This is a genomic window from Pandoraea faecigallinarum, from assembly GCF_001029105.3.
GTDB classification, from domain to species: Bacteria; Pseudomonadota; Gammaproteobacteria; order Burkholderiales; family Burkholderiaceae; genus Pandoraea; species Pandoraea faecigallinarum.
The window spans coordinates 1408742-1432416 of the sequence record NZ_CP011807.3 but is presented as its reverse complement, the minus strand read 5'-3'; the positions used below and the strand labels follow the sequence as shown (position 1 = coordinate 1432416).

22 protein-coding genes are annotated in these 23675 nt (G+C 64.4%); 2 read left to right on the top strand and 20 right to left on the bottom strand.

Annotated elements, in window-relative coordinates; genetic code table 11:
• Window positions 1–15: 15 nt before the first annotated feature.
• The 10 genes from mctP to AB870_RS06405 form a co-directional block, all read right to left on the bottom strand.
• Window positions 16–1509: a monocarboxylate uptake permease MctP gene (mctP, locus tag AB870_RS06450; RefSeq protein ID WP_047907381.1), complete on the bottom strand. Its 1494-nt coding sequence runs from the start codon at window positions 1507–1509 to the stop codon at window positions 16–18.
• Window positions 1510–1689: a DUF3311 domain-containing protein gene (locus tag AB870_RS06445; protein WP_047907380.1), complete on the bottom strand. Its 180-nt coding sequence runs from the start codon at window positions 1687–1689 to the stop codon at window positions 1510–1512. It lies immediately after the preceding gene.
• A gap of 236 nt (window positions 1690–1925) precedes the next feature.
• Window positions 1926–3110, bottom strand: coding sequence for a M20 aminoacylase family protein (locus AB870_RS06440; protein WP_047907379.1), 1185 nt, complete (start codon window positions 3108–3110; stop codon window positions 1926–1928).
• Entirely contained in the window at window positions 3107–3595 is a 489-nt protein-coding gene (locus AB870_RS06435) for a 6,7-dimethyl-8-ribityllumazine synthase (RefSeq protein ID WP_047907378.1), read from the bottom strand. Before AB870_RS06435 ends, AB870_RS06440 begins: the two co-directional genes overlap by 4 nt.
• Before the next feature lie 77 nt (window positions 3596–3672).
• Window positions 3673–5148, bottom strand: a complete 1476-nt coding sequence (locus tag AB870_RS06430) for a sodium:solute symporter family protein (RefSeq protein ID WP_047907377.1) — start codon at window positions 5146–5148, stop codon at window positions 3673–3675.
• A 2-nt stretch (window positions 5149–5150) separates the two neighbouring features.
• Window positions 5151–5366 (bottom strand): DUF3311 domain-containing protein, encoded by a 216-nt coding sequence (locus AB870_RS06425; RefSeq protein ID WP_047907376.1) that lies wholly within the window; start codon window positions 5364–5366, stop codon window positions 5151–5153.
• A gap of 130 nt (window positions 5367–5496) precedes the next feature.
• Entirely contained in the window at window positions 5497–6930 is a 1434-nt protein-coding gene (locus AB870_RS06420; RefSeq protein ID WP_047907375.1) for an NAD-dependent succinate-semialdehyde dehydrogenase, read from the bottom strand.
• A gap of 39 nt (window positions 6931–6969) precedes the next feature.
• Window positions 6970–8208 (bottom strand): MFS transporter, encoded by a 1239-nt coding sequence (locus AB870_RS06415; protein WP_047907374.1) that lies wholly within the window; start codon window positions 8206–8208, stop codon window positions 6970–6972.
• Between the two features lie 13 nt (window positions 8209–8221).
• Window positions 8222–8746, bottom strand: coding sequence for a flavin reductase (locus tag AB870_RS06410; protein ID WP_047908878.1), 525 nt, complete (start codon window positions 8744–8746; stop codon window positions 8222–8224).
• 45 nt (window positions 8747–8791) lie between these two features.
• The gene (locus AB870_RS06405) at window positions 8792–10156 is read right to left on the bottom strand and encodes an LLM class flavin-dependent oxidoreductase (protein WP_047907373.1); all 1365 of its coding nucleotides are present in this window, start codon (window positions 10154–10156) and stop codon (window positions 8792–8794) included.
• A 186-nt stretch (window positions 10157–10342) separates the two neighbouring features.
• Here AB870_RS06405 and AB870_RS06400 point away from each other — a divergent pair, with 186 nt between their 5' ends.
• Window positions 10343–10909: a helix-turn-helix domain-containing protein gene (locus tag AB870_RS06400; protein WP_047907372.1), complete on the top strand. Its 567-nt coding sequence runs from the start codon at window positions 10343–10345 to the stop codon at window positions 10907–10909.
• 2 nt (window positions 10910–10911) lie between these two features.
• Here the strand turns inward: AB870_RS06400 and AB870_RS06395 are convergent, their stop codons facing one another.
• Together AB870_RS06395 and AB870_RS06390 are read right to left on the bottom strand one after the other, a co-directional pair.
• Window positions 10912–11427 carry a hypothetical protein gene (locus AB870_RS06395; RefSeq protein WP_047908877.1) on the bottom strand — a complete coding sequence of 172 codons (516 nt, stop codon included), beginning with the start codon at window positions 11425–11427 and terminating at the stop codon, window positions 10912–10914.
• A 187-nt stretch (window positions 11428–11614) separates the two neighbouring features.
• A complete protein-coding gene (locus AB870_RS06390) occupies window positions 11615–12202 on the bottom strand; it encodes a TetR/AcrR family transcriptional regulator (protein ID WP_047907371.1) in 588 nt (195 codons plus the stop codon).
• Between AB870_RS06390 and AB870_RS27360 the strand changes: the two genes are divergently transcribed.
• Window positions 12195–12329 carry a hypothetical protein gene (locus tag AB870_RS27360; protein WP_257786668.1) on the top strand — a complete coding sequence of 45 codons (135 nt, stop codon included), beginning with the start codon at window positions 12195–12197 and terminating at the stop codon, window positions 12327–12329. The genes AB870_RS06390 and AB870_RS27360 overlap by 8 nt on opposite strands.
• 99 nt (window positions 12330–12428) lie before the next feature.
• Here AB870_RS27360 and AB870_RS06385 read toward each other — a convergent pair whose 3' ends face one another.
• From AB870_RS06385 to AB870_RS06350, 8 genes are all read right to left on the bottom strand, one after another.
• Window positions 12429–13778 (bottom strand): BatD family protein, encoded by a 1350-nt coding sequence (locus AB870_RS06385; RefSeq protein WP_047907370.1) that lies wholly within the window; start codon window positions 13776–13778, stop codon window positions 12429–12431.
• 65 nt (window positions 13779–13843) lie between these two features.
• Window positions 13844–15529: a VWA domain-containing protein gene (locus AB870_RS06380; RefSeq protein WP_047907369.1), complete on the bottom strand. Its 1686-nt coding sequence runs from the start codon at window positions 15527–15529 to the stop codon at window positions 13844–13846.
• Window positions 15526–16536 (bottom strand): vWA domain-containing protein, encoded by a 1011-nt coding sequence (locus tag AB870_RS06375; protein ID WP_047907368.1) that lies wholly within the window; start codon window positions 16534–16536, stop codon window positions 15526–15528. Before AB870_RS06375 ends, AB870_RS06380 begins: the two co-directional genes overlap by 4 nt.
• On the bottom strand, window positions 16523–17089 hold the full coding sequence (locus AB870_RS06370) for a DUF4381 domain-containing protein (protein ID WP_047907367.1): 567 nt from the start codon (window positions 17087–17089) through the stop codon (window positions 16523–16525). Before AB870_RS06370 ends, AB870_RS06375 begins: the two co-directional genes overlap by 14 nt.
• Window positions 17086–18063, bottom strand: coding sequence for a DUF58 domain-containing protein (locus AB870_RS06365; RefSeq protein ID WP_237170071.1), 978 nt, complete (start codon window positions 18061–18063; stop codon window positions 17086–17088). Before AB870_RS06365 ends, AB870_RS06370 begins: the two co-directional genes overlap by 4 nt.
• Window positions 18064–18107: 44 nt before the next feature.
• Window positions 18108–19076, bottom strand: coding sequence for an AAA family ATPase (locus tag AB870_RS06360; RefSeq protein ID WP_047907365.1), 969 nt, complete (start codon window positions 19074–19076; stop codon window positions 18108–18110).
• Complete coding sequence (locus tag AB870_RS06355; protein WP_047907364.1) at window positions 19073–21637, bottom strand: fused MFS/spermidine synthase; 2565 nt, start codon at window positions 21635–21637, stop codon at window positions 19073–19075. Before AB870_RS06355 ends, AB870_RS06360 begins: the two co-directional genes overlap by 4 nt.
• 180 nt (window positions 21638–21817) lie before the next feature.
• The gene (locus AB870_RS06350; RefSeq protein ID WP_237170070.1) at window positions 21818–23599 is read right to left on the bottom strand and encodes an arylsulfatase; all 1782 of its coding nucleotides are present in this window, start codon (window positions 23597–23599) and stop codon (window positions 21818–21820) included.
• Between the last annotated feature and the right edge of the window lie 76 nt (window positions 23600–23675).

Sequence of the window (23675 nt, the reverse complement as noted above, 5' to 3'; positions counted from 1 at the left end):
CCCGAACAGGCGCGATCATGCGCTGCGCAGCGCCGGGCGCGAACCCTTGCCGAGTACGAGATTGGCCAGCACGGCAACGACGATGTTCACTGCCAGCGCGATCAGCCCGGTGTACATCGAGTACCTGTCGCCGCCGAGCGTGAACGTGTGCACCGGCTTGATGCCGTCGGCGAACGCCAGCCAACTGCCGTATACGATGCCGAACGCCCAGCCGGTGAGCAGCGCGCGAGCGCCGAACCAGCCCACGAACAGGCCGAACACCAGCGCAGGGAACGTTTGCAGAATCCAGACGCCGCCGAGCAATTGCAGGTCCAGCGCGAACTGCGTCGGCAAGAACAGGATGAACACCAGCGCGCCGAGCTTGACCACGAGCGACACGACCTTGGCAACCTTCGCTTCCCCTTCGTTGGAAATATTCGGGTTGACGTAAGGCTTCCAGAAGTTGCGCGTGAACAGGTTCGACGCCCCGATGGACATCACCGCCGCCGGCACCAGGGCGCCGATCGCGATAGCCGCAAACGCGAAGCCCGCGAACCAGCTCGGAAACAGGCCGTTGAACAGCGCCGGCACGACATCGTTATTGGTCTGTACCTTCACACCCGCGGCGTAGGCCATGAAACCCAGCAGCGCGATCAACCCGAGCAATACGGTGTAGGCCGGCAGAAACACCGCGTTCTTGCGGATCGTGTTGGCGTCCTTCGCGGCGAAGATGCCCGTGAGCGTGTGCGGATACATGAACGCCGCCATGGCCGAGCCCAGCGCCAGCGTGGCGAACGGCAGGAACTGTGCGGGCTTGAGCGTCAGCCCGGTCGCACCGCCCTTGTTCGCAAACACGTCGCGCGCCGAATCGAACACGGCACCGTAGCCGCCCAGCTTCGCGGGTACGACGACCACGGCCACGAGGACAACGATGTAGATCATCAGATCCTTGACGAAGGCGATCAGTGCCGGTGCACGCAGCCCCGCCGAATACGTGTACAGCGCAAGAATCACGAACGCCGCGAGCAGCGGCAACTCGCCGCTCAGACCCAGCGCCCTGATCACGACTTCCATGCCGATAAGCTGCAGTGCGATGTACGGCATCGTCGCCACCACGCCGGTGAGCGCAATCGCAAATTCCAGCGGACGCGATTGATACCGGCCGTAGACAACGTCGGCGGCCGTCACGTGACCGGCCTTGTGCGCCGCGTGCCACAGCTTCGGCATGATGAGGAAAACGATGGGATACACGAGAATCGTGTACGGCAGCGCGAAGAAGCCATAAGCCCCGACGGCATAGACGAGCGCCGGCACGGCGATCACGGTGTAGGCAGTGTAGAAATCGCCACCGACGAGGAACCACGTGATCCACGCGCCGAAGTTACGGCCGCCCAGCCCCCACTCGTCCAGATGCGCCCCCTTGTGGGAAGGCCCCGCCATCCAGCGCGACGCCCAGAACCCCATGACGGTTACCAGGACGAAGAAAAACACGAAAACCGCCAGCGCGGTCCAGTTGATGCCGGCGCCCATTTACTCTTCCCCTTTCTTCAGACCATCGCGAAACACGATCCAGATCAGCAGCGAGGTCAGCGGCACCCAGGCAAACTGGTACCAGTAAAAGAACGGGAATCCCCAGAGCGACGGCAATTCGCGATTGTAAAACGGCACCCACAACAAGCCGATGAACGGCAGCGATAGCAATAACCGCATCTCAGCAGATCTCCTCATTTTTGATTCGACGAAAGCGCATGTAAATCACGCGTAAATACACTCTAGCCGAACGATGCGGGATTTGCCGGAGCACCCCGAAAGCCCGCAGTATCAAGGGCTCCGGGGATTCGAAGCGATGTTGCGCGTATTAAAACTAAATACCGAATTTCATTCGCTTTATTTTCGTTTCAATCGGCGAAATGAACGAAGTTAATCTAGCAAAAAATACAGGTGATTTATTTCGACTGGTAATACGCCTGTGCCAGCGCAACCCAATAGCGAATGCCGTCGCCGATGATCCCGTCGTTGAAGTCGTAAGCGGGATGATGCAAACCGGCGCCCGTCTCGCCGCGCGGCGCGTTGCCGATGAGTACGTACGCGCCCGGTTTCGCTTCGAGCATGAATCCGAAATCTTCCGATGTCATGTTCGGCGGCACGTCGGCATGGGTGGCGGCGTCGCCGAACGTCTCGCGCATGACCCGCTCGCACAGCGCCGTCTCCTCGCGCGTATTGACCGTTGCCGGGTAGTACTGGAAGAACTCGGACTCGATGCTCGCGCCGTACGCGGCAGCCAGGCCGTCGCCGATGCGGCACATGTCGTTCTGCAACTGCCCCAGCACCGTCGAGCACAGCGTGCGGATCGTGCCGCGCAGTTCGGCGGTATCCGGAATGACGTTGTCGGTGTCGCCCGCATGCACCATGCACACGGAGACCACCGCGGCAGACACCGGATCCTTGTGCCGGGCGGCAAGCGTCTGAAACTGAAGCACCATCGAGCACGCAAGCGGGATCGGATCGAGTCCGAGGTGCGGCTGGGCCGCATGTGCGCCCTTACCGCGAATCGTAATGCGAAAACGCACCCCCGCCGCCATGATCGGACCGCTGCGCAAGCCGAATTCTCCCGCGGGCAGCGTCGGCCAGTTATGCATGCCGAACACCGCCTGCGTGGGAAAGCGCTCGAACAGGCCGTCGTCGATCATCTTCTGCGCTCCGGCCCCGCCCTCTTCGCCGGGCTGAAAGACGAAGTGCACCGAGCCCGGCAGTTGCGGCAACTGGCGCAACGCGTGCGCCGCGCCAAGCAACATCGTCGTGTGGCCGTCATGCCCGCACGCGTGCATCACGCCATGGTGACACGACGCATGCGCGAACGTGTTCGCTTCCTGAATCGGCAACGCGTCCATATCGGCGCGCAGCACGATGCCTCGCGACGGATCCTTGCCCGGCAGACTTGCGACGACACCGGTGCCCGCCATGCCGCGCTCGACGGTGTAGCCGAGCGACGTCAGATAGCCCGCTACGATGTCGGCCGTGCGACGTTCTTCGAAGCGCAGTTCGGGGTGCGCGTGCAAGTCCCGGCGCAAGGTGCGCAGGGCCGTTTCGTTATCGGCAAGCCAGGTGTCGAGGTCGATCGGATGCGTCATGTCGGAGATCCTCCGGTGGCGCACGGCGAAGCGAGATTCGCCAGTGCAAGCAGCATGCCGACGCAGGCGTCGGCGACCTCACGCCCCTTGTGGCGCAGGTGTTCGTCGAAAAAGGCGTAATGCTCGTCGTGCCCGTGAAAGCGATGCGGCGTGAGCGACATCGAGAAGACCGGCACATCGGTGTCGAGCTGCACGCGCATCAGACCATCGACGACGGCCTGCGCCACGAACTCGTGACGATAGATGCCGCCATCGACGACGAACGCGGCACCGACGATGGCGTCGTATTCCCCGCTTTGCGCGAGACGTCTGGCAAACAATGGAATTTCGAATGCGCCGGGCACGTCGAAATGACGGATGCACGCGGCGGGGACGCCGAGTTCCGTCATCCGTGTCTGGAAGGCATCGCGCGCGCCGTCGAGCAAGTCGGCGTGCCAACCCGCCTGCACAAAGGCAATGCGGTGAATATCTAGGGAATTCGTCATGACTTGTCTTTCGCGCGAGCCCCGGTCTCCGGCGCTCGCGCACTTCGTTACAAAAGCCGTCCAGGCGACTGGACGCCTCAGGAAGCGTCGGTCGACAATTGCGCAGCGCCCGCCGTGCGGCGCGTGAGCAAGGTCACGGCCACCAGCGTCACCACGTTGAACACCAGCGCCACGATGCCGACGTTCAGGTCCTTGAGGGCGTCCGGCAGGAACGGGAACAGCGCGGCCACCGACTTCCTGGTGAGCGACACCCACGCGACCGTCGCTTCGCCGACGATGATGCTGGCGAACGCCGCCGTACGCGTGACGAGGTGCTTGCCGATGAGACTGGCCAACAGCACCGGGAAGAGCTGCGTGACCAATGCGTAGGCCATGAGCAGCAACGCAACGATGGTCTGCCCGCCGCCCAGCGTGAACAGCACGGCGAGCGCCATGATTGCCGGGGCCAGCCACTTGGCGACGCGGGCCACGTGCGCGTCGCTCGAGTGCGGACGCAGCGGGCGATACACATTGTTCGCGAGCAGCGTGGCCGCCGTCATCAGAATCATCGAGCCCGGCACGAGCGCCGTGAGAATACCCGCCGCACCGATCACGCCGACGAACCACGGATCGAACGTCTTGAGCGACACCTTGAACAGCGCCAGGTCGATGTCGCCGCCGGTGAGACCCGGCACCGCGAGCACCGCCGAGAAGCCGACGAACAGGATGAACAACAGCATGAGCTGATAGATCGGCAGCACGAAGGCATTGCGACGCAGTACTTCCTCACGCTTGGCGGTGTAGGTCGCCATGAACATGTGCGGCCACATATAAAAACCCAGCGTCGACAGAATCACGGTCGAGACCATCCATACGGGGCTTTCCCCGACATCGCGCAATGCCAGGAAACCGGGCTTCGCCTTCTCGATGGCCGCGAACATGTCGCCCACGCCGCCGTAGTAGTGATACGGCAGATACAGCCCGAGGAACACCGCGACGAACATGACTAGCGCGTCCTTCACGACCGAGGTCCACGCCGAGCCATGCACGCCGGACAGCGCCACGTACACCGCGACCACGATCGCGCCGATCAGCACGCCCTGATTCGAGGAAATCGCCGAGTAAGACGACACGCTGACAATGATGCCCAGACCCTTGAGTTGCAGCACGAGATAAGGCACGAGGGCGGCGAAGCCCACAACGGCGACCAGCACACCGAGCCATCGGCTGTTGAACTTCGACGCGAAAAAGTCCGGCTGCGATATCAGGCCGTGTTCCTTTGCGTAGCGCCAGATCGGCGGCAGCAGGAAGTACGACAGGATGAACGGCAGACTGCCGTAGCCGAGCAGGTAATACGCCCCTGCGCCATGGCCGTATGCGTAGCCGCTGCCACCGAGAAACACGAACGTCGTGTAGATCTCGCCTGCCATGAGCAGGAAAACGATGGCTGCGCCGAACCCCCGGCCGCCGACGGCCCACTGCTCAAGACTCATGTCCTTGCCGCGCCTTGCCCGAATGCCGAGAAACAGCGCGAGCGCCACGGCCAGAAAGATGAAGATCAATGCACTATTCATGCTCAGACTCCTTCGGCGCTGTGTTTGGCCGTCGCAAGGCGCGCCTGATCGGCGTAAAAAATGATCGCCATCACGACCGACGTCAGCACCAGCGCACCGGCCAGCCATGCCAGCAAGAACGGCATGCCCAGCACATAGGGCGTGACTCGATTGACGAAAAACGGTCCTACCAGAACCGCCAATACAGGTAGGAGTGCTAAAACATAAATGGACCGCATGTACGTCTCCAGGTTGTTCCCGTTTGCTTGTCGGGCCGTATGGCTTATCGATAAACCGTCGCCATGCGGCTCGTCACGACTGCGGCGAAGCGTGTCACGCACAATTCCCCGCGCCAGATCCGTCGTCGGGTTACGCCGGATCCATCAGGTGAGAGATGCTCTTGACGTGCGTGTAGCACTCCAGCCCCTCGGTGCCCCCTTCCCGGCCGTAGCCGCTTTCCTTCACGCCGCCGAACGGTGTCTCCGAGACCGCCGAGACCAGATGGTTGATGCCGAGATTGCCGATTTCGAGTTCGTCGCCAAGGCGATAGGCGTTCGCGGCCGAGCGCGTGAAGGCGTAGCCTGCCAGACCATAGGGCACGCCGTTGGCGCGCGCGATGGCGTCGTCGAGGCTGTCCACCGGCACGATGAGCGACAGCGGTCCGAACGGCTCTTCTTGCATGGCGCGCGCGTCGGCCGGCACGTCGGCCAGTGCGGTGAACGGAAAAACGTAGCCGGGTCCCGCCGAACGCTCGCCGCCGCACACGACCCGTGCGCCACGCGCCACGGCGTCGTCGACCAACGCGTGCAGTGCGTCCAAACGACGTCGATTCACGACCGGTCCGATGTCGCTGGAGGGCGCTAGCGCATGCCCGGCGCGAACGGCCCCGCCATGACGCGCGAACGAGGCCACGAAGGCGTCGTAGACATCTCGGTGCACGAAGAAGCGCGTGGGCGCCACACAGACCTGTCCGGCGTTGTTGAGCTTGCCTTTGACGCAGGCAAGCGCCGCTGCCTCCGGGTCGGCATCGTCGCACACGATGACCGGGGCATGCCCGCCCAACTCAAGAATGGCGGGCTTCATATGCTGTGCCGCAAGTCCGGCGAGATGCTTGCCGACCGGGGTCGAGCCGGTGAATGTGATACCCCGCACGACCGGGCTGGCGATCAGATGCGACGAAATCGTTGCCGGATCGCCGAACACGAGATTGAACACGCCGTCCGGCAGTCCCGCGTCCTGGAACGCCTGAGCCATCAGTACAGCACCGGCGGGCGTCTCTTCCGCCGCCTTCAGAATGATCGCGCAACCGGCAGCGAGCGCCCCGCCGACCTTGCGGGCAGGGGAACTCATCGGAAAATTCCACGGCGTGAACGCCGCAATGACCCCCACCGGTTCGCGCACGACAGTGTGACGCATGCCCGGTTCGGCCGGAATCACCCGCCCGTACAACCGCTTGCCTTCGTTGGCGTCCCACGTCATCAGATCGCAGCCGCGCAGCACTTCGGCGTGCGCCTGCGCGAGCGTCTTGCCCTGCTCCAGCGATATGGCGAAGGCAATGCTCTGCACCCGCTCCCTGAGCAATGCGATGGCGCGCAGCATGATTTCCGCGCGCTGCGCAGGCGACGTACGCCGCCACACGCGAAAACCTTGCTGGGCCGCGGCGAGGGCATCGTCGAGGTCGGCGAGCGTTGCTGCCGGCACCGTGCCGAGAGTCGTATCCTCGGAGGGATTCATCACCGGCTGGCCGGGCGCAGTGCGCCACCGTCCGCCGATCAGCATCTTGATGTCTGGGTAGGAATTCATGTCAACGTCTCGAGAAACTTGAAGAAAAGGACGAACGCACTATCGTTTGCCGCCGGCCATGCGCTGCGATTCGGGGCGCTGGCGCAAGCGCCACATCGCGACGCAGCCCAGCGCCGGACCGATGGCCAGCACGCTCATGCCGGCGCCCCAGCCGAGATGCGCTACGATCACCGGCACGAGCCGGATGCTCACGAGTGTGAGCAGAAAGCCCACGCAGGTTTGCGCGGTGAGAAGCGTGCCGACCGAGGTCGGGTCCGCCAGCTCGGCAACGGCAGCGGAGAACTGCGCCGAATCCGCGATCACCGAGAAACCCCACACGAACGCCACGCCCACCACGACGACAAGCGGCGCACCGGGCAACCATCCGATCACGGCGGCGCACGTCGCACTGAGCGCCATCGCGCCGATGGTGACCCGCGTTCTGCCGATCCGGTCCGCCAGCAGACCACCGGCCCAGGCGCCGAGCGCACCGAACGCGATAACCGCGAAAGTCAGCACTTCCGCCGTCTCGTGGAAATTCGCGACGCCATGCGCACCGAGCGTGTATTGCAGAAACAGGCCGAGCCACGCCCACATGGCGTATAGCTCCCACATGTGACCGAGATAACCGAGATTCGCCAGACGCACGGCCGGGTTGCGCCATGCCTGCGTGACCTTCGAGAAATCGACGCGCGAGGCGCGCTTGATGTTCGGGCCGATGCGGGCAAAGCCAATGGCGACGCCGGAGAGCACGGCGAGCGTTGCCGCGGCGAGATAGACCCAGCGCCAGTCGAGATCCGGCAAGCCGCCGACCAGGTGCGGGCTGGCCGAGCCCAGCGTCAGCGCCGCCACCAACAGACCGATCAGCAATCCGAGATCGGCATTCGCCCACGTCGCCACCAGCCGGATGCCGACAGGGTAGACGCCAGCCATGCAAATCCCCGTGAGCAGCCGCAGGCCGATGGCGACCGGCCCCGTCGGCGGCAACACGGCGAGCGCGCCGGTCGTGAGCGCCGCCACCAGCGCCGACGCCGCAAAGATCTTGCGCAAGTCGTACCGATCCGGCAGCGCGAGCGTCGCCGACACGACGGTACCGGCGACAAAGCCCAGTTGCACCGCGCCCGTGAGCATCGCCTCGTCGCCGGACGCAATCGCCTGCGTACGCTTGATGAGCGCGACAGCGGTCGTCGACGAAAACCAGACGCCCATCGCGGCCACTTGCGCAAGCAGCACGATCACCAGCGAGGCGAGCTTGCCGCGTGGCGCGCCGTGATCGCGCAGGGTGGACAATGATTCCATGACACGTGCGTCCTCAGGCCGCGTGCGTTGGCGCGACCATACCGACGCGATGGAACCCGCGTGCGAAATAGATCAGGCCATCGAGCGCACTGGTGGCGCGCGCCGCTTTCACTTCACAGAAAAAGACGGTGTGTGTCCCGACTTCGGTGATCGACGTCACCTCGCAATCAAGCACACTTACCGCGCCGCGCAACGCGGGGGCGCCGGTTTCCAGAACGTCCCAGTCGCCGCTGGCGAAGCGCGTCTCGATGGCGAGGTCCTTCGTCGCGAACCGCATGGCGATGTCGCGCTGATCGGCGCAGAGCACGTTCACGCACAGGCGCGCGTTCTCGCGCATGACGGCGTTGTTGCGGCTCGCCCGGTTGATGCACACGAGCAACGTGGGCGGCTCGTCGGTCACGGCGCACACGGCCGACGCCGTGCAGCCGGCGAGACCGCCGGGGCCGTCGGTCGTAATCACGTTGACGGCAGCCCCGAGGCCCGCCATCGCTTCGCGGAAGATGGCTTTGTCCACCGTGCGCTTATCCACTTCGCTCATGTCGTTCACCTCTTGCAAAATGTGACGGTTCGGATTCACGGCGGCTTACTTCGCACCCGAGCGGTACTGCGCGGCGTTGTGCGTGTGCGGCAGGCGGTCGTGGCCGAAGAGCTTCTTGCGGTAGGTGCCCTCCCCGTACGAGGTCTTGTACGCGCCGCGCTCCTGTAACAGCGGCACCACCAGATCGATGATGTCCTCGAAGCATTCCGGCACCACCGTGCGCGACAGGTTGAAACCGTCGATGCCCGTCGCCTCGCTCCACGTCATCATCTGATCGGCGATGCGCTCGGCGGACCCGACCCAAGGCGTCTGGCGACTGCCGAGCACCATCTGTTCGAGCAGCTTGCGGCGTGTCCATTGCGGGCCGGCCGCACGGGTCATGGCCGTCACGTTCGATACGATCGCCTGGCTCTTGCCGGTGTCGATGGGCTCGTCGATGTCGTACCTGGCGAAGTCGATGCCGAGCGACGCCGCCGCGTGGGCCAGCGCCCCTTCAGAGCTCACATAACGACGATAGTCCTCGAACTTCTCTTTCGCCTCCGTATCGGTACGACCCACGATGGGCGTCGCGCCCATGAAGACCTTGATATCGGCCGCGTTGCGCCCGTGCTGCACGGCCTGCGCGCGAATCGTGTCCACGATCTCCTTCACGCCTTCCACCTTCTGCCCGTTCACGAACACGCACTCGGCATGCGTTGCGGCGAACCGGCAGCCGCGCGGCGACGAACCTGCCTGATAAAGCACCGGCGTGCGTTGCGGCGACGGTGCGCTCAGATGCATGGCGTCGACCTTGTATTGCTTTCCGTGGTGATGAATCGCACGCACTTTCGAGGGATCGGCATACACGCCGCCCGCACGGTCGGCGCGCACGGCGTCGTCGTCCCAACTGCCTTCCCACAGCTTGTAGACGAGCGACATGTATTCGTCGGCGAGGTCGTAGCGGTCGTCGTGCGCGATCTGGCCGTCGATGCCGATGGCGCGCGCGGCGCTGTCCAGATAGCCGGTGACGATATTCCAGCCGATGCGTCCGCCGGTCAGGTGATCGAGCGTGGACATCCGGCGCGCGAACAGGAACGGCTGCTCATAGGTGAGGTTCGCCGTCACGCCGAAGCCGAGATGCCGCGTCGCGGCCGCCATCGCGGGGATGAGCATCAGCGGATCGTTGACCGGCACCTGCACGGCGTTGCGCAGCGCGGCGTCGGCGCTGCCGCCATAGACGTCGTACACACCGACGACGTCCGCAAAGAACATGCCGTCGAAGAGTCCCTTCTCCAGCTTCTTCGCGTAATCGACCCAATACCCGAGTTCGCCGTAGCGCGTGGATTGGTCGCGCGGGTGCGTCCAGAGACCTTGCTGAATATGACCCACGCAGTTCATCTCGAAAGCGTTCAGTCGAATTTCACGGGGCATGCTGACTCCTTGTCTGCAACAGATTTGATGGCGCAATCGACTGCTGTCGAATCGTCGTTGCCGTTTACTATAGTAGACGTTTGACTACGATCAAAAATGTTTCAGCTGGGGGTAAACGCGTAATGCCGGCGAGCACGTGCCCCGCGCTTTGTATAATTTCGCAACTCGAAACCCTGGAAACACAGCATGGCTCCCCCGATGGTTGATCCGACGCCGGCGATTTCGCATCGCATCCGTATCGAACGCGAGTCTCGCGGCTGGTCGTTGGGCGATCTCGCCGAGCGTTCCGGCGTATCGAAGGCGATGATCAGCAAGATCGAGCGGGGCGCGGCCAGCCCCACGGCCGCGTTGCTCGGCCGCCTCTCCGGCGCGTTCGGCCTGCAACTGTCGATGCTGTTATCGCTCGCGGAGCAATCCGGAGAACGGTTGAGCCGTGCCGATGAGCAACTCGTCTGGCAGGATCCGGAGACGGGGTATCTGCGGCGGGCAGTGTCGCCGCGCAATGGCGGGATGCTGGAATTGCTGGAAGTGACGCTGCCGCCTGGCGTGAGCGTGTCGTATCCCTCGTCGGCATTCACATTCCAGCATCAGCAGATCTGGGTGCGACAAGGCACGCTGGCGTTCGAGGAAGGGGAACTGACGTACGACCTCAAGGAAGGCGACTGCCTTCAGTTGGGGCCGCCTGCCCCCTGCACCTTCCGTAACCCGGGCAAGCAGCCGTGTGTGTATGTCGTGGCGTTAGTGCGACGGTAAGGTCAGGGCGCGTCTACCGGTACCGCGGTGCGACTACGCGTCGAACGCAGCCACAGGCACTGCACGAGCGCCCCGATGACGAAGATGCCCAGCCAGACAGCGAGCGAGACGCGCACCAGCGGCGAATCCGGGCCGCTCGCCAGTGGACGACCGACCGGCAAGCGCGTGAGCGTCTCGTTGATGCCGGGCACGAGCAGCAGGAAAAAGCTGAACGCGAAAGCCAGCGCCGACAGGTAAAGACGCGCACGTCCGAGGAAATCGAGCGCCGGAACGACAAGCCCGCCAAACGTGGCGAGCAACGCGAGAATGCCCAGCGCGTGACCGGCGTTGAATCCGCCGGTACTCGACAAGCCGAACGAAGTCAGCACCGATACGAGCATGCCGAGCAGATACAGCCGGCCGGCGCCGGTGTGGCGCTCGATCGTCTTGTAGCGAACGTAACTGACAAGCCCTGCGGCAAACGTCACGAGACTCACGGCGGTGTGCGCCGCGCCCAACGCGGATATGGGATGAGGCATGGAAAACTCCGTCTTAATGAATGGATCGCCCCGATTCGCCATCGCAACGATGCACGGCAAGACATCCGGGGATTTCACTTGCACCCAACAACAACCAACTAGTTGGTTGGCAAAACAACTCGAAAAAGAGGCGCCATCGCGCCTCTCCTGCTCCCGAGCCGAACCAGTCGAACCAGTCGAACGCGGCTCAGGCCATCGAACGCAACCGGTCGATCGCCGCCTGCGAAATCACCTGAAACGCCTCGGCATTGCCCAACGCCCTCGCCGTCAGCATGGCGCCGTGCACCGTGGACATGAACATTTGCGCCTCGACCCGCAAACTGCCGCACAACGCGAAATGCTCCTGCGTCACGCCCGCGTCCAGCACACCTGCGACCCATGCCGTCAGATCGTCGAAGTAACCGCGGACCTCATCGGCGATCTCGGCCGGAATCATGGGTAACTCGGCGGCGAGCATTGCGCAAATGCACATGGGCATGGAGCCGTCGCGAATGCATTCCGCCCAGTAGTTCGTATAAGCGGTGAGACGCCCTGCCGGGTCGGCCACGTGCTGATCGAGCGCCGTCAAACCTTCCCGAGCCTGCTCGCGGTGCCGCCTCACGACCGTCCGCACCAGATCCGCCTTGCTTGGGAAATGGTGATGGATGCTGGCCTTGCCGATATTCACACGCGCCGACAGGTCGGCATAACTGAAACCGTGATAGCCGCCCGCGGCCAGCAACTGCTTCGTGTACTCGGCAATTTCGGTTGCCCGGGGAGACAGTTCAATGCTCATGATCCTTTGCCCGGTGGATGGGAAAACGCATGAAGCCAAACGCCATGCGTCGGAAACCAATGCACGCAAACCTCATGCGCTCAATGGCGGGGTGGTCGGCGGCGCGCAATGTTCGCCAATCTACTAGTTGGTTGGTTCAGTGTCAAGGATACCGGATCGAGCCCGATATCGAAGTTTGGCAACCAGTAAGGGAATTGATGACCAGCCGGTCGCGCACAGTCCGCCATTAGAACGGGTTAAGCGCCGGGATCGTCGAAGCCGTTCTCGCGCCAACGTCTGATTTCGGTGCTGCACCGGCGCATCGCTCGAATGCCGACGCGAACGATCTGCCGTCCCATGGTCCGCCCGATTCGCGAGCGAAAAGTTGTCTCTCCAACGTCTCGATGGCGTCGATCAGTTCATCGTCTCCCGTCGTCAGCGCCCACGTTACGAGGCCAACCGTGCGGACACACCGGCCCCACCGGTTCGCCAGACGATACGCCGCTGCCGCGTCGTTCGACCGGCATGCCCGAATGACTTCGGCGCGCAGCGACTTCGCGCCCGCTCGTGCACTTGCGCGGCGCTCATGGAGCCGATGACGCAGCGCGCGCCATAACGGCAAGGTTCGCCAGATCACGAGCGCCAGTCCACTGAGCCCGGCCACGCCGGCCAACACGGCACCGATGGATTCGGCGTCCTGAGGTACGAAGAATCCACTTTTGCCCGGCGCGAGGTCGCCGGCTGGTGCCCCCGGTGCCACGACGACGCGTATTGGCGGCGCATCGGAATGGGACGCGCGGCCCGTGGCAGGGTCGGTCCAGGAGAGTGTGATCGCCGGCAGGGTGTAAGTGCCCTTGCGCTCGAACACGTACGAGAAGGTATCGATACGCAGCCCGCCTGCCGTGGCACTCCCGGGGGCCGGCAATACGCCGTCCGATAACGTCGGATCGGCAGCGAACACACGCACGCCCCGAGGCGCATTCGATTTCGGTGGCAGGATCAGCATGGCCTGCGTGCCCGGCGCGAACGTGGCCACCTTGCGAACCAGCGTGTCGCCGACCCGAAGTTGCACCGCATCGTGATCGATGGGCGGCGAGAGGGTCTGGGTGACGTTCAGTGCTGCCACCGGCAGCAGCGCGCCGCCACTCGATGCGCCATGCGACGAGGCATCGGGTACGCCCCCCGCCCCGACCCGGATCCGCGTGGCCGGGAGCGTGACTGTGGCCTGTTGCGGCGCACCGTCGTTGCCAGCGTAGGTGAGCGCAATCGTTGCCTGCGGCAGATCGAAATCGCCGTCTTGCGCGGCGACGAACGCATAGGTCTTGCTGATCGTGGCGTATGTCACGCCGTCGAGCGTCTGGTTGCCATTCAACGCCCGCGCGTCTGGCATCGTCACGATGGCACCGGGCACCTCCAGCGCCGGAAATGCCGGTGCGGACATGAAAAAATTAGGGACCAGCACCGTTACATCGATACCGACCTGCTGCCCTGCGCGTATCGGCTGCCGGGCCGTCACTTCGACGCGCGCCATCGGCGCGGGCGACGCAATCGCATGTCCGAGCATCAGCAGCCACATTGCGAATACCACCCGCTGCATGATTCGCAAGCTGCACCGCCATTGAGCGGCGAAGCGTATCGCAGCGAAGTCATACGATGCCGAATTCACGGTGAGCGCCCTCCCCCCGTGCCGCGCCCTTGCTGTAACGCGAACTCCCTCTGCAACAGGGCAGTCGGCGTTGTCTGGATCGTGCGCATCCATGCTTGCGCCTCAATCGACGAGCCGGCTTTCGTCGAGCGCTCGCCGGGGCCGGCCGGCTTTTTCGCGTCGTACTTGATCTCGTCGGGCGAGATATCCGGTGGAATCTCGTCGTCGCCCGGCTTTTCCGGCGATTTCGGCAATGCGGCGATGAGCTTGCCCATCAATGTCAGATTGGCCCGTGCCGCTGTCCAGTCGGGCACGCGCTTGAGCGCCTGGAGATAGCGGGCTTGCGCGGCTTCGTACTTGCCCATGCGGGCCAGCGCATTGCCCTGATTGAAGTCGGCTTGCGCGGAATCCACGAGTGCGAAACTCTGCGCCGCCTGCGCGTATTGCCCGGCCCGATACTGCGCTACGCCACGCCACATCGGATCGTCGAAGCGCTCGGCGGCGGTTGTGTAGTCTCCACGCTCGAAAGCCAGCCGTCCTTGCTGGTCATGCGTAAGCCAGAGGTCGGCAAAGCGCGATCGCCGGTGCGGGTCTGCTGTGTCCGGCGTATCTTGCGAAGCGGTGGCGCCAGTGAGCGGTTGCGCATACGCCGGTGCGACCGGCACGTGCAGCGAGATCGCCAGCAGCAGCCCGACAACCCACCGAACCGTTCCCCCCTTGCGAAACCATAGGGCTCCCAGCACGGCCAATGGCAATGTGAGCCACCAGCCCTCGTCGCGCCAGCGCGCCGTTGTTCCGGCTTGTGATTGCTCCAGGTGCGATTGCACATGACGTTGCACCCAGTCGATATCGGCGTCGCTGTCGGCCGTAAAGGTGGCGACCGGCACGTCGCTGTCCTGAGAAAACCGCTTCAGCGCTGCCTCGTCCAGCCGTGCGAAAATGCGCGCACCGTCGCGCTCCACGTAGCTGCCGTCCGGGTTGCGCAGGGGCCCGCCTTGCGGCGTGCCAATGGCAAGCACGATGGGCTGACTCGAAGTGCGCGCGTCGGCGTGGTCGTGAAACGCGCGAGCCGCTCCCGGGTCGAGCGCATCGGTGATGAACAGGATGGTGCCGGGAACCGGTTCGCGCCGCAGGTCGTTCTCGATGACCGTCAAGGCTTGGCGCATGTCCCGGCCGGGCACGGGCATGATGCGGGTTTGCAGCGCGTCGACGTAGGTTTGCAGCAACGCGCGGTCGTCAGTGAGCGGAATGACCCGATGGGCCGAGCCCGCATAGGCATAAATTGCGGTATGTGCACCGTCACGCCGCGCGAGCAGTGCCTTGACTTTCAGCTTGGCGCGTTCCAGCCGGGAGGGTGTGACATCCACGGCGTCCATCGTGGGCGAGAGGTCGATGGCAATGGCCAGCGGCGCCTTGTCGTCGAGAAACGGCGGCAGCTCGCGCTTCCATGCCGGCCCCGCCATGCCGATACCTCCCAGCACGAGCGCGAGTGCGATCACATGCACCGGCCGCAGCCGAAGCCCGCGCCGCTCGTGAATCATCAGCGCATCGAGCAGGTGCGGTGCAATGGTCTTGCGCCACTGCCTGCGCACATCCGTGCGGCGTCCCACGGCCCAGAGCAGCCACGCGGCCACCGGCAACAGGCACAGCCAAAGCGGGCGAAGAAAGTGAAAGCCGGCAAGGCTCGAGAAGAAGCCCGTCATGACGCCCTCTGCGTCGCGGCGGTTGTGGCGCGCGTCACGTAGGCGGCATACGTTGCGAGCACAATTTCGTACAGCAGCACGATGATGAGCGCCGCGCCCAACGGCCACATGAACAGCTCTCGTTGAGGGCGCCACGAGAGTGTCTTGCGATCGTGAGGCATGATGCGATCGAGGGTGTCGTAGATGCCGGCCAGCGCCGACTGGTCGGCGCCGAAGAAGTACTGCCCTCCGGTAATCCTGGCCATGTGCTGTAACAGGGCGAGATCGACACGGGCTTCGCCTTGCGCAGCCGGGTCGCCGATGCCTACGGTATGCACGATCACCGATTGCCCGTGGGCGACCTCGGCTGCGCGCTCGGGCGGCATGCGGCTCGCGGTGTCGTTGCCATCGGTGAGTACGATCATGACTTTTCCGGACGCGTCGCTGTGCTCGAACATGCGCACGCCGAGTCCGATCGCATCGCCCAGTGCCGTGCTGTTGCCCGCCATGCCCGGCAACATCTCGTCGAGCAGCGTATGCACGAGATCGTGGTCTTGCGTGAACGGGGCAAGCGGATAGGCCGCGTCGCCGAAGACAACCAGACCGATGCGGTCGTCCGGGCGCTGTGTCACGAAGTCGCTGACTACCCGTTTCACCGCCTGCACGCGGGCGATACGCTTTCCCGACGGATCCGGAAAATCCGGCGTATCCATCGACTGGGAAAGATCTAACGCGAGCAGGATGTCGCGCGACGGTTGCAGCTTCTCGATGGGGGCTTCCAGCAGTTGCGGGCGTGCTAGCGCGGTGACGATCAACACCCATGCCGCCGGGGCGAGCACATGTTGCAGCCAGTTGCGACGCGGCACCACGGCGCCCGCTGCGGGGCGCAGACCTGCGGCCTCGGCCACTTCGCCGAAGAACGGCAGCCGTACCGACGGGCTTTCTTCCCGGTACGGCGGCAACCACCACCACATGAACACGGGCAGCGGCAGCAGGACAAAGGCCCAAGGATATTCAAACTGGAACATGATGGCGCTCGATCCAGTCACGGCAAGCGCGTATCAGCATGGCTGCACGCACGCAATCCCACTCGCGGCAAAGGCGTTCGTCGGACTGATACTCGGCGTCGCTCACGAGCGCGGCGAGCGTGTCGGCCGCGCTGCCCCGGTTGTCATGACTCGCGCGCAAGAAGGCCGCCCAAGCATTGCCCGTGAGGCTGGCGACAACCTCGCGCGGCCACGCGCTCAGGGCCACACGCTTGAGCAGCGCTGCAATCTCGCGCAACGCACGTGCGCGCTTCGCGGCACCGATATCTGCCGAGACGTTCGGTGTCGGCTCGCCCAAAGCGGCGGCCCATTGCTGCAACTGCGCCAGAGCTTCCCGCCGATACCGGTTGGCGCGATAGCGCCGCCAGGTTCGCCATGCGAACCAGAGTAGCCCGGCGGCCACCAATACCGCGGCGACAGGCCAGCCGATTGTCTGCGGTGTCCATGAGGGCGCAGGCGGTGTCACGATATCGACCAGCGCCCCCAGCGTGGGCATATCGGCGGCTGGTGCGGCCGTGGCGGCGACGGCCGTCATCGTGCGGCTCCCGCCCTGGCACGCCTGAAGGCACTGCCGGACGTGGGGGGGCCCCCCAGCAGACGGCGCACCTGCGCCGTTGTTTCTTCTGCCGCCGAGAGCGGCAGCATCGGCACGCCAATCGCCTCGTGCCAATCCACGAGATGCTTACCGTGCGCCGTGAAGAAGTCGGCGATGCTGCGTCTGAGCGACGTCTTGCCGAAGGCGAGTTCGACCTGCAATTCCCCGTCGCTCACGACAAGATTGCCCGATGTCGGCAGCGCACTCAGAAACGGGTCGTGCACCAGCACCGTCAGCACGTCGTTGCGTGCGGAGATGCCGAGCAGCCGTTCTCGTGTGGTCTTGTCGTGCCCGTCGAAATCGCTGATGACGACGACGAGGCCGCCGTGCGTCACCATGCGCGCGCACCGTTCCAGTGCCAGATTCAGTTGCCCCGCCGCGCGCCGCGCCTTCGTGCCGGCACGCAAGGCGCCATTGTGCCGCGCGATACCGCCGAGCAATTGTTCGACGGCCGCGCGGCTGCGTTTCGGGGGGAAGGTATCGATGGCCGTGTCGCCGAAGACAACACCCCCGACGCGATCGCCGTCGGCCAGCACGCGCCACGCGGCCAAGGCCGCCGCTTCGGCCGCCGTGACCGACTTCATGGCGCGGCGGCTGCCGAAGAACATATTGATGCGCTGATCGACGACGAGTACCACCGGCCGGTCCTTCTCCTCGGTGTACACCCGCACGTAGGGCTTGCCGGTTCGCGCCGTGACGCGCCAATCCATGCTGCGGATGTCGTCGCCCGGCACGTACCGCCGCAGTTCCTCGAAAGCCAGACCGCGGCCTCGCACGCGCGAGCCATGTCGACCCGCCAATACGCTGTGGACCGGCTGGCCGGGCTGGAAGTGAAAGTCGCGCGCGGCGCCCTCCAGCGCATTGAGGGCCGCGACGTCGATGGTCACGCCAGCCGGTGCCGTATTCGATGTCATGTCCGAGCCAATGTCCGAGGCCATGTGTGTGGGGGGACCGGCGGTCAAGCGACCGCGACACGCTCGACGAGCCGGTCGATCGCTGCGTCGGCGTTGATGCCCGCGGCGTGCGCTTCATACGAGAGGATCAGGCGATGACGGAACACATCGTGCACGATGGCTTGCACGTCTTCGGGTGTCACATAATCGCGGCCGCGCAGCCACGCATGGGCACGCGCCACCTTGTCCAGTCCGATGGCGCCGCGCGGGCTGACCCCCACCTGAATCCACCGGCCCAATTCGTCGTCCAGCGTGCTGGCAACGCGCGTGGCCTGCACCAACGCAACGAGGTAACGCTCGACCGGCTCGCTCACATGGATCTCATGGACTTCGCGGCGCGCGCCAAGAATAACCGCCGAGGCGAGCCGCAGGGGATTTACCGGGCCCGGCACCTCGCGCTCTTCCGAGCGCGCCAGCCGGACGATGGCTTGTTCGGCGTCTTGCTGCGGGTAGCTCACGCTGACATGCATGAGAAAGCGGTCCATTTGCGCTTCGGGCAACGGATAGGTGCCTTCTTGTTCGATCGGATTCTGCGTCGCCATGACGAGAAACAGCGGATCGAGCTTGTGCGTCACCCCGCCTACCGTTACCTGCCGCTCCTCCATCGCTTCGAGCAAGGCGGCCTGCACCTTGGCCGGTGAACGGTTGACTTCATCGGCGAGCACGAGATTGGCGAAGATCGGCCCCGCCTGAAACCGGAACTCGCCTTTGCCACCCTCCGAGAAATAGACTTCCGAGCCGGTGATGTCCGAGGGCAGCAAGTCCGGCGTGAACTGAATGCGCGAGAGGCGCGCGTCGAGATGCCGCGCCAGCACCTTGATCGCACGCGTCTTTGCCAGCCCGGGCAATCCCTCGACCAGCAGATGCCCGTTGGCGAGCATGCCAAGCAGCAGGCGTTCGATCATGGCGTGCTGGCCGACGATGGCTTCGCCCATGGCTTGCTCAAGCGCGAGAACGTCGTCGTGATAGCTCATGTGCCGGAACTCTGCGAGGAGGTGACCTGACGTTCGGCCGGCCGTTGCGCCGAGCGGCCGATGAACCACATGTAGTACGGGTTTTCCGGATCGGCGCCCACGGCGGCCGCGATATGTTCCGCCCACGCCTGACGATCGCCGCGATAGGCGTCGAGCCCCGCGCGGTAGAACGTATGGAGCACTTCCCGCTCCGCCCGGATGCTACGCCACGTCGCATCGTCCGCCCCGCGCAACGGCGGGTCGTTCTGAAGCGCCATCAGATTGGCCAGCGTTTGAGGAAAGGCGTCACGCTTGACCCATCCGGCGTATTCGATGCGTGGGCGGTCGTCGGTCACTGGCAGCGCATCGGCCGCGTACCACTCCAGCCCTGCGCGATCCGTCACCCAGGTGGCGAGCAACGCCTCGGCCGAGCGCACGCCGGCTGCCTGAAGCGCATCTCGCGTCGCCGGCTCGGCAAAGCGGCGCCGAATGCGCTGCACGTCGAAGCCCAACGGCGCGAGAGAGCCGATCAGCATGGTCTCGTGCAACTCGGTCGTCCACAGCGAGGCATAGGGAAAGACGTCGAGAAAGCTACGCACAAGCGAGCGCGTGTCCTCGTCGTTTTGTGTGGGCAGCGGCAGCCACTGCGCGACCAAACCGCCGGGTTGCAGGCGTTTGGCGGCCAGACGATAGAAGTCCGTCGAGTACAGGCTCGCGACGCCGGCAGCAGATGGCGGTGGCGGCTCCAGCGTGATCAGGTCATAGGTCTGCTCGCTTTGCAGTAACTCGCGGCGGCCGTCGCGCAGTCGAATGTCGACGCGCTTGCTGGCGGCGACGCCGAAATTGCCGGAAAAGTTCGGCGCGGCCCGCACCACCGCAGGCAGCAGTTCTGCGACAACCCGGTATTGAAGACCCGGGTAGGCCAGCATGGCGCCTGCCGTGATACCCGTGCCGAGTCCGATCACCAGCGCGGACTTCGGCTCGCCGTTGTGCACGATCAACGGAAGCAACGTCTGCAATCGCATGTAGCGAAGCGAGGTCATCGCGTCGCCGGAGTTGGATACGCCCTGAATATAGAGACGGCGGAAGGTGTTTGACGACGAGGGTTGTTCGAGCACCGCGACAGTCGCCCCTCTGCCTTCCTCGTAGAACACCGCGTCGCCGCCACGCGACTGGGTCAACAGTGAGGCGAAGCGCTCGGGCGACGCCCCCAGGGACGCCGCGACCACGGCGGCCGTCAGCGCCGGTACGAGCCAGCGCGAGCGCGTGCGCAATCCCTGGCCTCGCCACACGGCCAGCAGGCCGATGGCGCATGCAGCATCGGCGAGCACTGCGAGCGTCCGCACGAGCCCGATCGACGGTACCAGCACGAACCCGGCCAGCGCCGAACCCGCAATGCCGCCAATGGTGTTCCACGCAACGACGCGTCCTACATCTGCCCCGAGGCGGGAGCGGACGACACCGATGCGCAGCACAAATGGGAACGCCGAGCCCAGCAGCAACGTTGGCACGAAGACGATGCAGACGGCAGCGAGCGCGAAGCTCCCATACATGGCCCACGAAGTCTGCGACGTTTCTGCCAGCACCCACGCCTGAAGCGCCAGTTGCATGCGCGTCAGCCATCCGCCAAGCAGCACAGTCTCCAGCAATGCCACGAGTCCGGCGGCGCTCACGAGCGCACCGAACGCGCTCCACGGATCTCGTACCCTGTCGGCACAGCGCGCCGCCACGGCGCTGCCGAGCGCCAAACCGGCGAGATAGGTCGCAAGCACCACCGAAAATGCGAAGGTTCGGGTGCTCATGAACTGCACGATGCTTTGCGACCAGACCACTTCGTAACCCAACGCGATGCCCCCGGCGACGGCATACAACGCGAGTGCGAGGCGTGCCTGAGTCACGGCGGTGCCGTCCTGAGCGAGCGTAGTCGCGGTGTCCGACAATTCCGGCCGGGCACGCGCCCAGGCAAAGCGGGGTGCCAGTCGCCAGGCCAGCAACGCGGCCAGGCCATTCAGTCCGCCCGCCGCCAGCGCGCTGCCCGTCATGCCGAGCGATGGAATCAGTACGAAGCCCACGAGAAGCGTGCCGGCGATGGCGCCGAGGGTATTCGCCGCGTAGCATCGCCCGCCCGAGCGTCCGATCCCGTCGGACGGCAATGTCACCATTCGCATAACGGCCGGCAAGGTGCCGCCCATGCCGATAGCCGGGACGATCACCAGCGCGAGCGGAAGTCCCCACGCGAGCGCGCCAAGGTGAGCGTCCATCCAGGCAAAGGGCGCGGCGGCATGCGGGAGGGCAAATGTTGCGGCCAGACCCAGCAGCAGGACGGCGCATTCGAGTTGCGCGTATAGCCGAAGCGGATTGGGCAAACGATCGGCAATGCGGCCGAAGTACCATCCGCCCAGCGCCAATCCGCCGAAGAACGCTCCCACGACGAGCGCGACGGCATGAACATCGACGCCAACGACAAGGGAGAGTTGTCGAATCCAGACAATCTGATAGATCAAACCCGCTGCGCCGGACATGAAGAGCAACGTCGCGGCGACGAGTGCGGCCTTGCGCCGGGCATTCTCTTGTGAGCACATAGCGGTCTTCGATGCCGCTTTGGACGGGTTAGGCAATGAAGGAACTGCCGGGGTGCTTCGCATAGGTCTGCCTTGGTAGAGCGGCGGACGATCGGGACAATCGGGACAATCGGGACAATCGGGACAATCGGCCGTCCGCTCGGGAACTACGAAGTGATGCGTTGCCTGACGTCTACCGTGTTACTTCGACGCCTTTTTGCTCATCGCCGCCGCGATCTGCTTGTCGACCTGCTCTCGCACCTGATCGATGCTGAAGCTGGCCGGCCGCTGGCTCGGCGGATAGTCGACGAACGTCTGGAGGAACGCTGCCGCCTTGGCCGTGCCGAGGAATGCCATATAGTCATTCTTCACGAGCCAATCATCGTACTGATTGGAGACGATGTCCGCGCGTTCGTAAGGATCCATACGCAAGTTGAATATTTTCGGTACACGTAGGCAAGTGAACGGCTCCTGCCACACGGCGAATCCGCCGGGGTGTTTCATCTCGCAGTACACGAGTTTCCAGTCGCCGAAGCGTGATGCTACGAGCACGCCGTCGTCGTTGAAGTAATAAAACTCGTTACGCGCCCCTTTGTTCGTCTGACCGGTGAGATAGGGCAACTGGTTGTAGCCGTCCAAATGAACCTTGAACGTTGCGCTGCCCACCGATGTCCCCTTGAGCAGTTTGTCCTTGATGCCGGTGTCACCCGCGGCGGCTACCAGCGTCGGGAACCAGTCCAAACCCGAGAACATTTCGTTGCTGACCGTGCCCGGCTTGATCCTGCCCGGCCACCGGACGATGGCCGGCACGCGGAACGCGCCTTCCCAGTTCGAATCTTTTTCGCTGCGGAACGGCGTCGTCGCCGCATCAGGCCAGGAGAACTGGTTCGGACCGTTGTCGGTGGTGTACACGACGATCGTGTTATCCGCGATTTTCAGGTCGTCGAGCGTCTTGAGCAGTTTGCCGACGTCGCCGTCATGTTCGATCATCCCGTCGGCGTACTCGTTGCCGGGCATGCCGCTTTGCCCCTTCATCGAATCGCGCACGTGCGTATACATGTGCATACGCGTGGTGTTCATCCAGACGAAGAACGGCTTGTTCGCCTGCACCTGCTTCGTGATGAAGTTCTGCGCGGCGGCGGTCGTCTCGTCGTCGATGGTCTCCATGCGCTTGGTGGTCAGCGGGCCGGTGTCCTCGATCTTCCCGTCGGCGGTGCTGTGCAGTACGCCGCGAGGCGTCATCGCTTTGACCAACGGGTCGTTCTTGTCCTTCGGCCAATACGGACGCTGAGGCTCTTCTTCGGCGTTGAGGTGGTACAGATTGCCGAAGAACTCGTCGAAGCCGTGTTTGGTCGGCAGGTACTCGTCGCGGTCGCCAAGGTGGTTCTTGCCGAATTGACCGGTGGCATAGCCCATGGATTTAAGCACTTGCGCCATGGTGACGTCACGGTCCTGCAAGCCAACGGTAGCCCCCGGTACGCCGACCTTCGACAAGCCGGTGCGCAGCGGCGATTGACCGGTGATGAACGACGAGCGGCCTGCCGTGCAACTGTTCTCGGCATAGTAGTCGGTGAACATCATCCCTTCGCGGGCAATCCGGTCGATGTTCGGCGTGCGGTAGCCCACGAGCCCCATGCTGTACGCACTGATGTTCGTCTGGCCAATGTCGTCGCCGAAGATCACCAGAATGTTGGGCTTCGCGCCGTTGCTGCTCGCCGTGGTGGTCGATGCTGCTGCGCCGGACGTCTGGCCTGCCGCCGCAGGCAAGTGGGATTCGGCGGGAGGCTGGGCTGGTGCCGCGTTGGCGTTCGCCGACGTGTCAGGCGCTGCCGCTGGCGCCGGGGCTGCCGAGGCCTGCGGTGCCTGTGTTTTGGGTTCATCCGACTTTCCGCAGCCGGCCAGCACTGCAACTGCCAGCGCCAGTACGGCCAGAGCACTGCGTGGAATACGCGCGCGCCCACTGAAGCTTCGCATTGGAATCATTACCGTCTCCACAGGAGTTGTGACAGCCATTGGCCGCCGGAACGTGCTGACTTTGCCCACTGCGCTCGCCTGCCCT

Coding starts and splice junctions, on each gene's coding strand:
- AB870_RS06440 (WP_047907379.1), bottom strand. CDS start 3,110: ATGACGCATCCGATCGACCTCGACACCTGGCTTGCCGATAACGAAACG.
- AB870_RS27360 (WP_257786668.1), top strand. CDS start 12,195: ATGCTCATGATCCTTTGCCCGGTGGATGGGAAAACGCATGAAGCCAAA.
- AB870_RS06350 (WP_237170070.1), bottom strand. CDS start 23,599: ATGATTCCAATGCGAAGCTTCAGTGGGCGCGCGCGTATTCCACGCAGT.
- AB870_RS06425 (WP_047907376.1), bottom strand. CDS start 5,366: ATGCGGTCCATTTATGTTTTAGCACTCCTACCTGTATTGGCGGTTCTG.
- AB870_RS06445 (WP_047907380.1), bottom strand. CDS start 1,689: ATGCGGTTATTGCTATCGCTGCCGTTCATCGGCTTGTTGTGGGTGCCG.
- AB870_RS06430 (WP_047907377.1), bottom strand. CDS start 5,148: ATGAATAGTGCATTGATCTTCATCTTTCTGGCCGTGGCGCTCGCGCTG.
- AB870_RS06365 (WP_237170071.1), bottom strand. CDS start 18,063: ATGACATCGAATACGGCACCGGCTGGCGTGACCATCGACGTCGCGGCC.
- AB870_RS06385 (WP_047907370.1), bottom strand. CDS start 13,778: ATGCAGCGGGTGGTATTCGCAATGTGGCTGCTGATGCTCGGACATGCG.
- mctP (WP_047907381.1), bottom strand. CDS start 1,509: ATGGGCGCCGGCATCAACTGGACCGCGCTGGCGGTTTTCGTGTTTTTC.
- AB870_RS06370 (WP_047907367.1), bottom strand. CDS start 17,089: ATGACGGCCGTCGCCGCCACGGCCGCACCAGCCGCCGATATGCCCACG.
- AB870_RS06415 (WP_047907374.1), bottom strand. CDS start 8,208: ATGGAATCATTGTCCACCCTGCGCGATCACGGCGCGCCACGCGGCAAG.
- AB870_RS06410 (WP_047908878.1), bottom strand. CDS start 8,746: ATGAGCGAAGTGGATAAGCGCACGGTGGACAAAGCCATCTTCCGCGAA.
- AB870_RS06405 (WP_047907373.1), bottom strand. CDS start 10,156: ATGCCCCGTGAAATTCGACTGAACGCTTTCGAGATGAACTGCGTGGGT.
- AB870_RS06380 (WP_047907369.1), bottom strand. CDS start 15,529: ATGACGGGCTTCTTCTCGAGCCTTGCCGGCTTTCACTTTCTTCGCCCG.
- AB870_RS06420 (WP_047907375.1), bottom strand. CDS start 6,930: ATGAATTCCTACCCAGACATCAAGATGCTGATCGGCGGACGGTGGCGC.
- AB870_RS06390 (WP_047907371.1), bottom strand. CDS start 12,202: ATGAGCATTGAACTGTCTCCCCGGGCAACCGAAATTGCCGAGTACACG.
- AB870_RS06375 (WP_047907368.1), bottom strand. CDS start 16,536: ATGTTCCAGTTTGAATATCCTTGGGCCTTTGTCCTGCTGCCGCTGCCC.
- AB870_RS06355 (WP_047907364.1), bottom strand. CDS start 21,637: ATGTGCTCACAAGAGAATGCCCGGCGCAAGGCCGCACTCGTCGCCGCG.
- AB870_RS06395 (WP_047908877.1), bottom strand. CDS start 11,427: ATGCCTCATCCCATATCCGCGTTGGGCGCGGCGCACACCGCCGTGAGT.
- AB870_RS06400 (WP_047907372.1), top strand. CDS start 10,343: ATGGCTCCCCCGATGGTTGATCCGACGCCGGCGATTTCGCATCGCATC.
- AB870_RS06435 (WP_047907378.1), bottom strand. CDS start 3,595: ATGACGAATTCCCTAGATATTCACCGCATTGCCTTTGTGCAGGCGGGT.
- AB870_RS06360 (WP_047907365.1), bottom strand. CDS start 19,076: ATGAGCTATCACGACGACGTTCTCGCGCTTGAGCAAGCCATGGGCGAA.